We start from the raw sequence: 16,020 nt of genomic DNA on the forward strand, positions 1-16,020 counted from the left end.
TAGGTATTGGACTATGATAGATAAAAGGCGAATAAAGCAAAAAGACGGGGAAGGTGTCAGATCATGCAAGGTAAAGTACTTGAAGTAAGCACTGCCCAGCGACTTGAACGTTCTGAAATGGAATACATGATTGATCGTATGAGGGCAATGGAAGAACGGCCGGGGAATCCAATGGGCATTGAGACTCAGTATTTTGGAGAAGCTGTCGCTTTTTATAGCAGGGAGATGCCTTGGCCTCAGTTTAATACAGTGAAAGGAATCGGCTCAGAGGAAGAGTCATATTTGCCTGAAATAATGATGTTTTATCGCTCCAGGAATCGAAATCCGCATATCGAGATTACTCCTCTCAGAGCAGAGCCAACACTGTTTAGATCTCTGACTACACATGGATTTTTCCAATCCTCCTTTCATGCCACGTTATATACAGAATGTAAGAAAGAGACTAGCTCTTCGTTAGAGAAAAAGACAAGCGACAAGGAAAATATCCAAATTGTAGAAATTAACTCGCATCAATTTGATGATTATGCTACGGTTCATTGTCTAGGAACAGGATTACCGATTTCAGGGAAACAGCATGTTGCAGATAACAACCGTATTCTTCATGGAAGAAAAGGTTGGAAGTATTATGTAGCTTATTATAATAACGAACCCGTGGGCGCTGCGGCAGCTTATATTCAAGGAAGTACTGCTTCATTGACCTTTGCAACTACCTTGCCGGCATACCGAAATAGAGGGATTCAAACCTTGTTAATTGAGCGGAGAATGAGAGATGCAGTTCTGGAGGGTTGTAATCTTATCGTTGGACAAGCCTCGTATCTGTCTTCGAGTTTTCGGAATATGCAGCGAGCAGGAATGCAGCTTGGTTACACAAGATCGACCTGGAGCAGTCTTATGCCTCTGAGCGGCCTTATGTAGAAAGAAGGGAATGTAAGAGTTGAAGCAACAAACTTTATTTCGGGTGATCCTTTTTCTATATTCAGTAATGCTCCTATATTTTATGTTTGCCGGATTTCATCGCTATGTTCATGATAACTATCGCTATAATCTAATCCCATTACATACGATTTCAGCTTATGTGAGGAATCTGAGTCTAGATCATGTAATTGATTCAGCAATAAACCTGATTGGAAACATTGCCGTTTTTATCCCGCTTGGTTTTCTTATTCCTGCATCGCTGTCTCGTCCTTGGTCCTATGGAAGGTTCATTCTATTCTTTAGTTCTTTTATCATTTTGCTTGAGTGTATGCAGACTTTGTTACGAGTGGGAACCGGAGATATTGATGATCTATTATTGAACGTAATCGGTGGTTCTGTTGGATATATGTTATACAAACGATATGAAACATGGATCTCATGATTGGTCAGAAACATAGAAGAAATGCAGTATTTAGAAAAAGAGTAAAGAAACCGATATATATAAGGGGTTTTAGGTTTCATTTTTATGACAGATTGGAAAAGAAAAGGTCATTAAAGACGCAACTATTACCAGATTTCTGCGTTCATTATAGTAGTGAATGTAAAAAAATGTTGATGCCGGCGAGTTTACTAGACGACCAAAAGGATGTGTGAAGGTTTGAAGAAAATTGTTCTATTCATGTTGTTGTTTGTAGGGTTATGGGTGATTCCTGGGCTCAGTCATGCAGACGGTGGACAAGCTAAGATTTATCTTAACGATAAACAGCTTGGAACGACGGGGGATACGAAAGTCGAGATTATTAATAAATCTGTCATGATTCCAATCCGTATGGTGGCAGAAGAACTTGGCTATGGCGTAAAGTGGGAACAAAAAACAGGCACCGTTACTATAGAACAAAATGGCTCCACCATTAAAATGGTCGTAAATAATAAAAATGCTACGGTTGATAATCAATCCGTAAAGCTGGACAATGCGCCCGTCCTTAGAAAGGGAACGACTTTGGTTCCGCTGCGTTTTATAGGCGAGCAGTTCGGAATGAAAGTAAAATGGAACAATACGACAAAGACAGTATATTTGGAGGATGAGAGTGGATCTGGAGCAGGTAGTCAGCCTCCAGCGGGTTCACCTACAACCCCTAGTGAAGGGGAGAGCAGTACGGTAACCAATCCCAGTGGTCTTACTGAAATAAGCGGGCTCAGCTTCAGCGAGAATCGTCTGCTGATCGCAACAAGCGGTAAAGTTACTCCTAAAGTATTCACGATGACTGGACCTGATCGAATTGTAATTGATCTGCCTGATACTAAATTTAGTTCAACGTATGGACAAGATCTGAATCAGCAGGGAGCAGGTACTTTAGAAGTTACTGATTACCCGGTTGTATCTAAAGTCAGATACTCTCTGTTCAGTGATAAACCTTCAACCGTCCGTATTGTTATCGATTTAACACAGTCCTCTGGATACCATGTGACGCAAGAAGGGACAAGCTTACTAGTACTCGACTTAAATTCAGATTCAACATCTACACCAAGTACCGAGAATCCGGGAACAACTCCTGTCATACCGCCGAACACGACGAACCCTGACGAAAATAACGGCAACAAAGTCATTGTTTTAGATGCAGGTCATGGAGATCATGATTCTGGTGCAGTAGGAGTCACAGGCAAATTAGAGAAAGACTTAAACCTCAGTCTGATCTTGAAGGTAGAGGCATTACTTAAAAAAGAATCGGGCGTTGATGTAATTCTTACCAGAGATGATGATACATTTGTTTCTTTAACAGGTCGTGCGAAGGTAGCGAATGACCTCGGAGCGGATGTGTTCATCTCCATCCATGCCAACTCTGCCGGTTCATCAGCAAGCGGGACAGAAACGTTTTATTACAAAAATCAAGATAAAGCTTTAGCTACGATTGTTCATAAACATTTGGTTAGTGCAACGGGTTTTAAAGACCGTAAAGTGAAATCAGGTAATTTATCGGTATTAAGAAATACAAAAATGCCGGCTGCACTACTGGAGATTGGTTTCCTTTCTAACAAGACAGAGGAAGCCGCTATGTTTAAAGAAGATTTTCAGAACCGTGTTGCCCAGGGCATTGTTGATGGCATTAAAGAGTATTTGAACTTATAACTTATCATCATAAGAATGAAGGATTGATTATGAATATCGAAAGTGTGGATTAGAGGAGGATATGATCCTACAGGCAGAAGAAGTCGCGAATTCGCGGCTTTTTTTGTTTTAGCAATGTAATTTCCTTATCGTAAGCGAAGGATAAGAGCTATATTTTAGGCCGCTATGTTTAGAAATGAATATCTTTTCTTTAGATTTTGTTATTTTTAACTCATCCAAATCCATATAGAATGATAACAACAAACATGTAAGCGCTTTATAAGTTGTTTTTAACACGTGTTTGAAATTTCTCAGGAGGTGTGTGTGGATGAAAAGGAAGACTTGGTACACGTTGGTGGTGGTTATGATGATTTCTTTATTTTCCTCGGTAAGCGCATTTGCAGGTTATGTTTTCTGGGAACCGTTAAGCTATTTCAACTCAAACACATGGCAGAAGGCAGATGGGTACTCTAACGGTGGAATGTTCAACTGCACTTGGCGAGCAAACAATGTTAATTTTACAAGTGATGGTAAACTCAAGCTTGGTTTAACCAGTTCTGCTCAAAATAAGTTTGATTGCGGTGAGTATCGTTCCACCAATAATTACGGATACGGGCTTTATGAAGTCAGTATGAAACCCGCTAAGAATCCTGGGATCGTCTCCTCTTTTTTCACTTATACCGGACCTGCTCATGGAACACAATGGGATGAGATTGATATTGAATTCTTAGGTAAAGATACAACAAAAGTACAGTTTAATTATTATACAAATGGGGTTGGTAATCATGAGAAGATTATCAATTTAGGGTTTGATGCATCACAAGGATTTCATACGTATGCTTTCGACTGGCAGCCAGGACATATCAAATGGTATGTGGATGGAGTATTAAAACATACAGCAACCAGCAATATCCCCAAAACACCTGGCAAAATTATGATGAATATTTGGAACGGAACAGGGGTTGATGAATGGTTAGGATCTTATAACGGTGCCAATCCATTGTCTGCAGAATATGATTGGGTTCGATATACGAGTAACTAGAGAGGCAAGTAATAAAGGCAGCCGTCACTGGCTGCTTTTGATTTTTCATCATAACCGGGTTCAACCAAGTATCACTTATCCAATATATGTATTCAATTTCAAATATCCTAAATTAATGCAATAAATGTTGCAATATTAGTATGGGCATATGTATCTATCATTCATTATGATTAACTCTGTAAGCAACATTACATAGACTGGGGGAAGCAATGTTGGACACAAATAAAAAAAGAAGAATAGGCAGTATGGTAATGGTAGGGATGCTGGCCCTAACTGCGGTACTGAGTGGATGCGGCAATGGGGGGAACAAGGAAGCTGAACCAAGCACTCCATCTGCACCTTTGGAGCTTAAAGACGGGAAATACGATCCGCCAGTGACAATTAGCTATCTACGGCCTTGGGGTCCAGACGTTACGTTTAAGACAGGCGAGGATCAGGATAACAATGTTCATACCAAATGGGCGAAGGAGAAGCTCGGCATTGAGCTGAAAAATGAATGGGTTTCTCCATCTACCAATAATGCATTCGAGACGAAGCTTCGTCTATCCCTTGCTTCTAATGCACAAATGCCGGATATTATCTCTTATCGTGGTGAATTTAATTTGGTGCGTGAGTTGATTGAATCCGGGATGTTTGTTGATGCAGGCGAGTTATTTGATAAATATGCCAACGATACATGGAAAGATGCTATTAACGAAGATCCTTCCGTTTGGTATCCATATATGCAAGACGGCAAACGGATTGGTATCCCGATTCTCGATTATTCCTATAATGGTGACCCAGTGATGTGGATTCGGGAGGATTGGCTGAAAAAGCTTAATCTGAAAGGTCCGGAGACATTGGCTGATCTTGAAGTTGTTATGGATGCGTTTACAAATCAAGACCCAGATGGGAATGGTAAAAAGGATACATTCGGATTGACCATTGGATTCAAAAACTGGGTAAACACCTGGATGTCGGATGCTGGATGGGTCTTTGGAGCATATGGCACGATGCCAAACCAATGGAATCTTACAGAGGATGGAAAACTTGAATACGGTTCAGTGACACCAGGAGCAAAACAGGCACTCGCAACATTACAAAGTTGGATGAGCAAAGGGTATATCCCAGAGGAAGTAGGCGTATACGACGAGACGAAGGCTGCTGAAGAATTCACTGCCGGCAAGGCAGGGATTGTGGTTGGACCTCACTGGATGCCAACTTGGCCACTGGAGGACGTGAAGAAAAACGATCCAGATGCTGAATTTAAGGCATATCCTATTCCTTCTGGTCCTGATGGCCAAGCGGGCAGACGTGGTACGCCGAATGAGAATGGTGTTGTTCTAATTAATAAAGACATGGAGAATCCAGAAGCATTTTTCACCTATCAAAATTATCTGTTTGAGAATTTTGCTAACCCACAAGCAGGCGGTGAATTCGAATATGGATTTGCTGAAGGATACGATTATGTTATGGTTGACGGCAAACCATCAACGGATCCAAGTCTGACTGAAGGTTATGCTCCTGAGAAATACACGGTGGCCTTTGATGGGGCACGGATTCCAAGTCTTAGCATGAATACACTGGCGAAGCTGGCAAATGGTGAGACGCCATCAACGCCATTTGAGAAAAAGTTAGATGCAAGTGTTCCAACAGCGATGCTGGAAGCAGCGAAACTTGTTCTGGATCAAAAGGATATCTCTCTTAAACAGATGTTTACTGGTGCGCCCACGATGACGATGCAGATGAATAATGATATTCTGACCAAGATGGAGAAGGATACATTCTCACAAATCATTTATGGTAAATCTTCAATTGATGCCTTTGACTCCTTCGTAGAGAAGTGGAAGTCTTCAGGCGGGGATCAGATGACGCAAGAAGTAAACGAATGGTATCAGTCCGTTCAGAGCGGAAAGTAAGAACTGCACGGAAGTTAGACTACACATAAACTGCAATATTTTATCAAAAGATTGAAATCGCAAAAGGCATTGTCGGGAAAACTCCGACAATGCCTTTTAGCAATTTCGTTAAAATAGAAGTAACGGGTGGAATCTAATCTAATCTCGATTCATCTTTAAACGGGCAGACTTTCGCGATATTCCTGCGGAGTAACGTCATAGTATTTCTTGAATACACGAATAAAGTAGGCGGTATTGTTGTAACCGACGAGCTCTGAAATTTCAAAAATCTTGGCAGTTGAAGTTCGTAAGTAATACGCTGCCTTCTCCATTCTTAAACGGTAGACGTAGGCTGTAAGTGCTTCTCCCGTCTCTGCTTTATAGACTTTGGACAAATAGACAGGATGCAGGTGTACATGGTCAGCAATTGCCGGCAGGGACACATCGGAAGCCAGATGGAGATCGACAAAACTTTGTACACTGCGAACAATCGTGCTGTGATTGTCCTTCAGCTCTTGTTCTGCGTCATCACGGATGTAATGCAGCGTTCGGATAGACCAGTCCATTAATTGCTTTGTCGTCGAATAGCTAGGAGCTTGAAAGTAACGATAGGACTCCACTGGTAGAATGGAAGAGAGCTGTTTCCCATTTTTATGTATGATATAAGTAAATGCACCCGCTAAAGCGTAATACACTTCAATCGTTGACTCTGCGATATCATGATATTCGTTTGAATGCAGCAGCTCCTCAAAGATCTGCTCGATCTTCAGTTCTGCATCTTGAAAACGTCCAGCTTCTAACAGACTTATTAAAGTAGGCGGTTTATAAAGCGACCTGATCGTATGAAGAGAGGGCACATTTTTTTCGTCGGAAGCGGTAACGAACAATCCTTGGACTTGTCCCATCCACTTACGCATGGATATAACTAATCTCTCATATATTTCACCGATCTCACTCGGAAACTCTCCCCAATGGGAAACGGAAATCGAGATCGCTCCCTTTAAGTACGCCTGAACATTCGTTTGAATCTGGGCAGCATAATGTTCTAGCATCGTCTGAGGAGTCTCGTGTTTATTCGAGAACATCTTGCTTGGATCCTTCACACTTACCAGGACAACGATATAATCATGAACATCTCGGGTATGCCAGATATGAAAATAATCTTGCACAACTTCATTAATGATATTACAGATGGCATATTCCATGAGTGCAATATCGCTGCTGCCCATTTCGGAAAAATGTTCTTCCATACGAATAATCAACATTGCTAAATCTTCTCCTATCGTATAGGGAAGTTCTAGTAGCTCAAGTTTATCTGTCAGTGTCTTTTGATCATAGGTTTTGCCAGTGAGCAGCTCATGGAGCATCGTAGATTGCAGTAGTGGCAGATTATCCTGAAACGCGTTGAGTGCTCTTTGATAAGAAGCCGCGGTTTCCCATTTATTCTGAATTCTACTCACGAGACGTTGGACGGATTCAATCAGGTCTTCGTCACTTACAGGCTTGAGTAGATAATCAAAGCTTTCTTGGGCCATCGCCTGCTTTGCATATTCAAAATCGGCATGACCTGACAGCAGAATAGTTTGTACATGGGGCCATCTTTTATGAATCTCCGTAATCAGTGCAATGCCAGATATTTCAGGCATACGAATATCGCTGATCACAATATCGATGTCATGGTTTTCCATCATTTCAAGCGCCAATTTTCCCGATAATGCTTCATGGACAGTGCCAATCCCACAGCTTTCCCAAGGAATGGTCTCCGCCAGCGTCTCGACCACTGAACGTTCATCATCCACTAATAATATTTGTAGCATGGGTAGTTCACCTACTTGTTAGTATTGTCGTGCCATATGATATCAACTTTAACCCCGCCGAGTGAAGAATGATGATAGGTCAGACCTGCTCCTTCACCGTATAGAAAAGATAAACGCTGATGAACATTCCACGTGCCGCAGCCCATATTCTCATCCAGCGGTTTAAGGAGATCATATTTCATTTGATCAAGCTGTTTGTCTGACATGCCAAGTCCACTGTCTTCCACCGTAAGCGTATATACATCATCTTTGCAGTCCCCATAAATTCTGATTTCCCCGTTCTCTGCTTTAGGCTCGAGTCCGTGAATGACAGCGTTCTCAATAATAGGCTGGAGGGTCAACCTGGGTACCCTTTTATCTAAAATAGCATGGGAAACGTCGATTGTAAAATGCATACGTTCTAGTCTAAGCGATTGGATTTCAAGATAATTTTTCACCATTGCTAATTCTTCTCGTATTGTTGCCATGTCATTTTCCGATCTTGTTATGTAACGGTAGTATTCTCCCAAATTTAGTGCCATGGCCACCACCGCTTTTTCATTTTTCATTCTCGCCATATTTTTGATATAGAACAAGCAGTTATAGAGAAAATGTGGATTGATCTGGGATTGCAGCTGCTTCAGGGTTGCTTCACGTCTTCGTAGTTTCTCCTCGTACACATTTTCGATTAACTCCTGAATACGCTGCGCCATGATGTTGAACCTAGCGAACAAGAGGCTAAATTCGTTATGTGCAGTGTGATTCAGTCGCACGGAAAAGTCCCCGGTGGACAAGCGATTTGTTCCTCTCACCAGTTGAAGAAGAGGGACCTGAACACTGCGAAAGAGCGTATACAGAACTAGGATACTCATCACGATTAAGACTGCGATAGAGGCATAGAACAGGTTACGACTGATCGTAATCGGCTTTAATATTTGCTGCATGGGCACATAATCCACATAGTACCAACCGAGACTCTTGGATTGAATATAGGAGACGTAGTATTCGGTTCCATCCAGTGTAGTTCTGAACCCGCCTCTAGCTTGCAGTTGTGCATTTTGCAGTGAAGGCAGGATGGATTTCAGGGTACTTTTCTCCGTGCTGTTGCTAATTAAGCCGAATTCAGGATGAAACATAAAAGGGTCGCCTTTGTTGTTTAACTTATTCTGATTGAGCAGCAATTTGAGATGGTGAACTGGAAAACTAATTTTGGTAATCAATTTGGCCTTACTAGGATTGCTCATCGCTGTCGTCGGATCGGTAGTATGCCAGATAAATTGATTGTCGTTGTAGGTCCAGGACTGCGAGAGTGGTTCTGTAAACTCATTTTCTCTGTAAGGTATGTATGCATAATAGTCAGTTGATATCACTTTTTCCATACGGGGGAAGTACAAGGTAATGGTCGAATGCCATTTGCTTGCTGCATTATACAGATTCATCTTCTCTAGAATGGCACTTCCCGCTTTGGTACGCTCATAGGGAATATCTTTGTAGTCGGGGCGTTGATACTCCTGAATACTGGAATCCTGCCCAATCGACATCCCGTAAAGGGACAACTGATAAATGTTGGACTCCACGGATTCTGCAAAAGTCGACAGCTGATTCTTCGTGTTGTTCTGAATTTCATGTTCAATGACTCTTACGCTTTCTCTATTCGAGTAGGTATAGAGGAACAAAACCAGGATAAGCAGGATCACAACTAACAATGCAATTTTAGTAAAAACATTTAAGCGGTTCAGCAAAGCTCTGCCTCCTCATCTCGTTAAAATATTCATATCATTCTTGCAATATTAGGATATAGATCGCAAAATCCCATTGTTATAATTTTACTATACAAGTTTGGGTTAACTTGTAAAACATAAAAATTAGAACATGGGGGATGCAGGGGTGAAGGAACATACTTTAAAAACAACGCATAAACAGCGTTCTACCAGGGTGAGACAGCGCTGGAATTTGCAGCGGAACTGGCCATTGCATATGATGCTCATTCCAGCCGTATTACTCGCGCTGGTGTTTCAGTACATACCGATGGGCGGAATTGTCATCGCTTTTCAAGATTACAAACCATACCTTGGATTTTCAGGATCTGAATGGGTAGGGTGGGACAACTTCAGATACCTGTTTTTATATCCTGACGTTGGTCAAGTCGTTTGGAATACACTCTTTATTGCCTTTTTTAAGATTGTGGCAGGGCTGATTGCCCCTTTGTTGTTTGCCATTTTATTAAATGAAGTACGACTGGTTGGTTTTAAAAGAGTGAGCCAAACGCTGGTTTATCTACCGCATTTCCTCTCGTGGGTCATACTCGGCGGGATTTTACTTGACATCTTGTCCCCGCAAGGAGGGATTGTGAATCAGCTTATCGTAGCACTTGGAGGGGAACCGATCTTTTTCCTTGGAGATGGTACATGGTTTCGGGTAACGCTGATCGTCAGCGACGTCTGGAAGGAATTTGGTTTTGGAACGATCGTCTTTCTTGCCTCTCTCGCAGGGATTAACCCGGCGCTTTATGAAGCGGCTGAAGTGGACGGGGCTAACCGGTTCAAACAGACGCTGCACATTACGGTTCCAGCATTGATGCCGATCACAATTGTGCTTATGACGCTTTCCATTGGTAACATTCTAAATGCTGGTTTTGACCAAGTTTTCAACCTGTACAATCCGCTTGTGTATGACAAAGGAGATATTATTGATACTTTTGTTTATCGACTGGGGATCTTGAACGGGAAGATGAGTTTTGCTACAGCGGTAGGATTATTCAAATCTGTGGTAGCAACTATTTTGATTGTAGTATCGTACAGATTAGCTTACAAACTAGCCAACTATAGAGTTTTTTAGAGAGGAGAAACGAAGCTTGTATTATAAAACAAAAGGATATCGAATATTCAGCATAGCCAACTACACGTTCCTTGGTATTTTATCGTTGCTCTGTATTCTGCCAATCATTCACATATTAGCCGTTTCATTCAGCAGTATGGCGCCGGCTTCCTCCAATATGGTCACATTCTGGCCAATTGGTTTTACGACGGACGCTTATGTAAAAACATTCGGAAATTCAAACTTTATCAATTCCCTTTTGGTATCTGTCAATCGAACCATACTAGCTACAATCATTGGTATCGTCATCATGCTGATGACAGCTTTTCCCTTGTCGAAGGAAGATACCAGTTTCAAAGGGCGTTCATGGTACACTTGGTTTTTTGTGTTCACCATTTTATTCAGCGGCGGACTTATTCCAAGCTATATTCTTGTACAAAAGCTTGGTTTGATGAATACAATCTGGGCACTCATTTTGCCAGGAGCCTTGTCTGTGTGGAATGTCATCCTCATGATGAACTTTTTCCGCGGATTACCAAAAGAACTGGAGGAAGCCGCTTATTTGGATGGAGCAGGACATATCAAAACACTCGTTTTGGTTTATGTTCCACTGTCGCTTCCAGCTATCGCAACCCTGTCTTTGTTCACAATGGTAGCTCAATGGAATTCTTGGTTCGACGGCATGATCTACATGTCTGATATTAAAGATTATCCACTTGCTTCCTTGCTGCAAACCATCATTGTTCAGCAAGATCTCAGTAAAATCAATGTAGACCCTTCCATGCTGGAGAATATCTCACAGCGAACCGTACGCGCAGCACAAATCTTTATCGGTGCGCTGCCAATCTTGCTTGTATATCCGTTTTTGCAACGCTTTTTTGTAAAAGGAATCGTCATTGGGGCGGTTAAAGGCTAAGCAATGAAAATTAGGCTAATGGAGGATATAGGATGAAAAAAGGATTGGCATGTATTGTTACAGGGTGTTTAACAGCTTCACTCTTTTTTCCAACATTTTCTGGAGCAGAAGGTGCAGATGCGCAGGTGAAAATGGGGGACTTGCAGGCGAAAAGCCTGCAAGCCTCTGTTCCCTACAAAGACCTGAACGGACATTGGTCTCAGCCTGCAGTACTTCGTATGCAAGATATGAATTTATTGCAAGGATATGTGGATGGTACATTCAAGCCGAATCATGAGATTAACAGAGCTGAGTTTGTTATGATACTCGATCGTGTGTTTGGATTTACAGGCGGCACAGAGTCTTCTTCATTTGCAGACGTTACCGCAGGGGATTGGTATTATGATGCGTTGACGAGAGCAAACGGGTCAGGCATTATCCAAGGAACCGATGTGGATCGTCTGTCTCCTAAACAACCGATAACTCGTGAGGAAGCTGCCGTAATGGTGGATCGTGCTTTTCAGCTTTCGACCGGAATGGAAGAGGAAAGCGAACTGTTGAAGTTTCATGATGCAAAGGATGTTTCCAGCTACGCTGAGAAAGCGCTTACCTACTTAACGAGTAACCATATCATGAAAGGATATGAGGGTAAGCTGTATCCCAAATCTCCAATCTCACGTGCAGAGACGGCAGGTCTCCTAGCTGCGATGATCGCGGATATTAAAACCTCTCAGGGAAGTTATGAATCTAGCGTAGAGGGGAATCTGATTGTTCGGTCTTCCGATATTACACTCAAAAACACAGTCGTAAAAGGAAACTTACTGCTTACAGAAGGAATTGGGGATGGGTCCATTGTGCTTCAAGGGGTAACGGTTACGGGGAGTGTCATTGTTAAAGGCGGCGGCAGTCATTCAATAGACATCAGCGACTCCACGCTGAATCGCATCGTTATTGACAAAAGAGGAGAGCCCGTAAGTGTAAATATTAAAGAAGGCAGTAACATACAAGAGATGATCGTTATGCAAAAAGCTAGTGTGGAACTCTCCTCAGATAGCTTGATCAATTCATTAACGGTCCTCACGAAAGCAGATCAGACACAGATTAATTCTAAAGGCAAGATTAACGAACTGAAAGTCGATGCAACAGATGTTGTTGTTAATGGCGAAAAGGTAAAACCAGGCTTCCTTACTTCCATGAAAGGAGAATCGGCACAGCCTGTTCCCTCCCAGCTGGGTAATTCAACAACGGATTCCAGTGCTTCCACTCCATCTTCTCCGGGAGGACAAACACCATCGGTACCAGAAAGCCCGTCAAATGAGAAACCAATTCCACCAACGACGCTTCCTGATGAAGACTGGAAGCTTGTCTGGAATGACGAATTTAACGGACCTGCTATTGATGCTTCCAAGTGGATAGTCCAGGACACGGGTCTAGTCTATAACAATGAATTGCAATACTACAGTCCCGATAATACCCGCATTGTAAAAGATGAGAATCGAAGCGTTCTTCAAATTGAAGCAAAACGCGAAGAGAAAAGCGGTCAAAAATTCACTTCCGGTAAACTCATCTCTATGGGTAAAGGCGACTTTACATACGGTAAAGTCGTTGTACGTGCGAAGCTCCCTAAAGAACAAGGCATGTGGCCCGCTTTTTGGATGATGCCGACAGATGAAGCCCATTACGGAGGGTGGCCTGCCTCTGGAGAGATCGACATTATGGAGCTCATTGGCGGCGAAGAGAGCCACAACAAAATATACAGTACCTTGCATTATGACAGTGTGAAGCCTGATGGGTCTCATGGACACGATCAGGGAAGCGTCACACTCCCGAATGGAGAATCATTTGCTGATGATTATCATGATTTTCAAGTGGAATGGCTGCCGGGAATGATACGGTTTTATGTTGATGGCAAGCTGCATCATGAAGTGACCAATTGGCAGACAAAGGCTTCGGGTCAGCCGGAATACTATACGTTTCCTGCTCCTTTTGATCGTCCGTTCTACCTGATTCTGAATTTGGCGGTTGGAGGAGATTGGCCGGGATCACCGAATAATGACTTTACTTCAGAAGCGATGAATGTTGATTTTGTTCGCGTATATTCTTACGACAAATTAGACGAATGGCCTGATGTGACAACAGATCCAATAGAGCCTGAAGCACAGCGTGAACCGCAGGAGGATGGCAATCAGATATACAATGACCGTTTCTTGGAAGGCACGGAAGCGAGCGGTGTTCCAAAGCAATGGCAGTTCATTACAAATGCGGATGGAGCAGGAGATGTCAAGGTTGTAGAGGATGAAGAAAAAGGAAAAGCAGTGAAGGTGAGCATTGATAAAAAAGGGACTGAGAACTATTCGATTCAGCTCACACAAATGCCGATCTATGTGAAGAAAAATAAAAAATACAAGATAGAGTTCGACGCGAAGGCGTCAGCAAACCGTACAATCTCTTCTAAGGTGACTCAATTTGAAAAAAGTTGGACGAATTACTCGGGAGATCACTCATTTACGATTACTACAGAGTGGAATAAATACGAATATACGTTTGACATGCGAGATGGAACAGACAATAATGCCAGATTTGAATTTAATTTAGGATTGGATAATCATACCGTTCTGATCTCTAATGTTCGGCTGAGCGAGGTAGGAGAAGCAGATCCGCTGACTGTAGAGCGGAAGCCGCTGCCTGATGGCAATTACATCTTTAATGGAACGTTTGATCAAGGCAAGAACCGTCTTGGGTTCTGGTCAAGCAGGATTGCTGAACATGCTTTAGCTGATATCAGCGTGAACAACTTCTTGAAATTCCCGATTATGGAACGTCAACTGGTTGTTAATGTGAAGCAAACGAATGGAGAGGCTGAGCAGGTTGCGGTGAATCAAGGAGATTTGAAGCTGGAGGCGAATACCACCTATGGTTTTTCATTTGAAGCCAAAGCAGATGCGCCGCGCAGTATGGACATTGATCTGATTAGCGGTGAGGGACATTCCATACAAATTCATCAAGGTCAGAATATCCAGCTTGATCAGGAGATGAAGACGTATACCGGAGAAATCAGTATTGGAGATGGAGAGCCAACTGCAAATTCTGAGTTTAGACTGTTACTCGGCAGCTCGACAGGTACCGTCTATGTGGACAATGTCCGTCTAACAAAACGTGGAAATCCTATTTCCGTTAATGGCTACGCACATATTCCTGCAACGGAAGCCTGGTCCATGCAGGGCTTACAACTTGAGAATTCAGATGAAGGCGGCCAGCATATCAGTCATATGGAAGAAGGGGATCTACTCCAATACAAGATTGATGTAGCTGCTGACGACGATTATGTAATATCTGCCCGAATGGCTAGTGCAGAAGATGATTCGAGTGTCCGTTTCAGTATCAAGGACGAACAGGGCACTACGGTTGCACAGTCTGTGTACGCTCTTGGGGATACGGGTGGATGGCAGAAATACAATACAGTCTACTTTCCATCTGTTTCTTTAACGACTGGCAAACATTATTATGTAGATTTTGAAGGTAAGGATTATAATACACGCTGGGTAGATATATCACAAAATAAGGTGAAAAATGGAGAACTTGCAGCATCACAGGAGCATTGGGAGAAGATTCCTAATGATCTGATAACTTCTGATGTTGAAGGCGGAGGAGTATTGATTCATTTACCCGGCACAAGTACGGATTGGTGGGATGTTTTGCTGCAGCAACGACAGATAAAGCTTGATGAAGGAAAAACATACAGGCTCGCATTCGAAGCATCTGCATCCAGTCCGAAATCGGTACAAGCCGTCGTCTCACAAAATGAAGGCGATTATACGAAGTATATGGAAGAAAAAATCGAGCTAACCGAAAGTAAGCAACAATATGCTTATACATTTACGATGAATGGTGCTTCGGACCCCGCAGCTGTACTTGCATTTGGGTTAGGTTATCCGTCATCAATCGGAAATCATACTATATCCATCTATAACGTATCGTTTATTGAGGTGAATCCGAGTGCCGATCAGGGTGGACAGCCTATTAACGTAAACTTGATTTCAAACGGTGACTTTTCCAAAGGAACCGATGGTTGGTTTACTCATGTGGATGGGGATTCCAAGGAGCTTGAGATAAGTGCTAGTAACCATCAGCTTCAAGCCAAAATTGGAACGGCTGGGCAGAACCCTTGGGACCGTCAGGTCATTAACGAAGGGTTTGGCATCCAGCGAGATTTTAAATACAAACTTACATTTAAGGCGAAAGCTGATAAGCCCAGAAAAATGAACTTAGGCATCGGATGGGTCGATGCATCAGCCAACTATGAATGGCATGGATTCTTTGGGGAAAAGGTTGATCTAACTGCGGAGGAACAACTGTTTACCTTTACATTTAATGCGACAGAGGATAGCTATGCTAATACTAGAATTTCATTTGATATGGGGAATATTTCGGGTGCAGAAGACGGCGATACAATTATCACGTTGTCCGATATCAGCTTGATTAATATGGGCTATTACGAAGATTTGGTAATACCGGCACTTTCTTATCTATCCAATTAAATCACTATATTTTCCTGATATCATATATAATGG

Annotated in this window: 10 protein-coding genes; 8 read left to right on the plus strand and 2 right to left on the minus strand. The window is 42.4% G+C overall.

Features of this window, described 5'->3' with window-relative positions; genetic code table 11:
- The first annotated feature begins 63 nt into the window (after nt 1–63).
- From PV403_RS02175 to PV403_RS02195, 5 genes are all read left to right on the plus strand, one after another.
- Entirely contained in the window at nt 64–915 is an 852-nt protein-coding gene (locus PV403_RS02175) for a GNAT family N-acetyltransferase (protein ID WP_332083458.1), read from the plus strand.
- 19 nt (nt 916–934) lie between these two features.
- Nucleotides 935–1,357, plus strand: a complete 423-nt coding sequence (locus PV403_RS02180) for a VanZ family protein (protein WP_332083459.1) — start codon at nt 935–937, stop codon at nt 1,355–1,357.
- Nucleotides 1,358–1,573: 216 nt separating this feature from the next.
- A complete protein-coding gene (locus tag PV403_RS02185) occupies nt 1,574–3,043 on the plus strand; it encodes an N-acetylmuramoyl-L-alanine amidase family protein (protein ID WP_332083460.1) in 1,470 nt (489 codons plus the stop codon).
- A gap of 307 nt (nt 3,044–3,350) precedes the next feature.
- The gene (gene bglS, locus PV403_RS02190; RefSeq protein ID WP_213531963.1) at nt 3,351–4,064 is read left to right on the plus strand and encodes a beta-glucanase; all 714 of its coding nucleotides are present in this window, start codon (nt 3,351–3,353) and stop codon (nt 4,062–4,064) included.
- 209 nt (nt 4,065–4,273) lie between these two features.
- Entirely contained in the window at nt 4,274–5,962 is a 1,689-nt protein-coding gene (locus PV403_RS02195; protein ID WP_442951728.1) for an extracellular solute-binding protein, read from the plus strand.
- Between the two features lie 155 nt (nt 5,963–6,117).
- On the opposite strand, the gene PV403_RS02200 is transcribed toward PV403_RS02195, so the two are convergent.
- Complete coding sequence (locus PV403_RS02200; RefSeq protein ID WP_332083462.1) at nt 6,118–7,758, minus strand: response regulator transcription factor; 1,641 nt, start codon at nt 7,756–7,758, stop codon at nt 6,118–6,120.
- Nucleotides 7,759–7,769: 11 nt separating this feature from the next.
- Nucleotides 7,770–9,479, minus strand: coding sequence for a sensor histidine kinase (locus PV403_RS02205; protein ID WP_332083463.1), 1,710 nt, complete (start codon nt 9,477–9,479; stop codon nt 7,770–7,772).
- 235 nt (nt 9,480–9,714) lie between these two features.
- Between PV403_RS02205 and PV403_RS02210 the strand changes: the two genes are divergently transcribed.
- From PV403_RS02210 to PV403_RS02220, 3 genes are read left to right on the plus strand one after another with little or no spacing between them, the layout of a single operon-like run.
- Nucleotides 9,715–10,575, plus strand: a complete 861-nt coding sequence (locus PV403_RS02210) for an ABC transporter permease (RefSeq protein ID WP_332083786.1) — start codon at nt 9,715–9,717, stop codon at nt 10,573–10,575.
- A gap of 16 nt (nt 10,576–10,591) precedes the next feature.
- Nucleotides 10,592–11,470 carry a carbohydrate ABC transporter permease gene (locus PV403_RS02215; protein ID WP_213531967.1) on the plus strand — a complete coding sequence of 293 codons (879 nt, stop codon included), beginning with the start codon at nt 10,592–10,594 and terminating at the stop codon, nt 11,468–11,470.
- Between the two features lie 32 nt (nt 11,471–11,502).
- The gene (locus PV403_RS02220) at nt 11,503–15,987 is read left to right on the plus strand and encodes a carbohydrate binding domain-containing protein (protein WP_332083464.1); all 4,485 of its coding nucleotides are present in this window, start codon (nt 11,503–11,505) and stop codon (nt 15,985–15,987) included.
- The last annotated feature ends 33 nt before the right edge of the window (nt 15,988–16,020 follow it).

Origin of the sequence: Paenibacillus sp. GYB006 (genome assembly GCF_036577645.1) — a bacterium.
In the GTDB taxonomy this organism is placed as follows: domain Bacteria; phylum Bacillota; class Bacilli; order Paenibacillales; family Paenibacillaceae; genus Paenibacillus.

What these genes read in the sequence shown, in the direction of transcription:
- PV403_RS02200 (WP_332083462.1), bottom strand. Translation starts at nt 7,758, where the DNA reads ATGCTACAAATATTATTAGTGGATGATGAACGTTCAGTGGTCGAGACG.
- PV403_RS02210 (WP_332083786.1), top strand. Translation starts at nt 9,715, where the DNA reads ATGATGCTCATTCCAGCCGTATTACTCGCGCTGGTGTTTCAGTACATA.
- PV403_RS02175 (WP_332083458.1), top strand. Translation starts at nt 64, where the DNA reads ATGCAAGGTAAAGTACTTGAAGTAAGCACTGCCCAGCGACTTGAACGT.
- PV403_RS02220 (WP_332083464.1), top strand. Translation starts at nt 11,503, where the DNA reads ATGAAAAAAGGATTGGCATGTATTGTTACAGGGTGTTTAACAGCTTCA.
- bglS (WP_213531963.1), top strand. Translation starts at nt 3,351, where the DNA reads ATGAAAAGGAAGACTTGGTACACGTTGGTGGTGGTTATGATGATTTCT.
- PV403_RS02195 (WP_442951728.1), top strand. Translation starts at nt 4,274, where the DNA reads ATGTTGGACACAAATAAAAAAAGAAGAATAGGCAGTATGGTAATGGTA.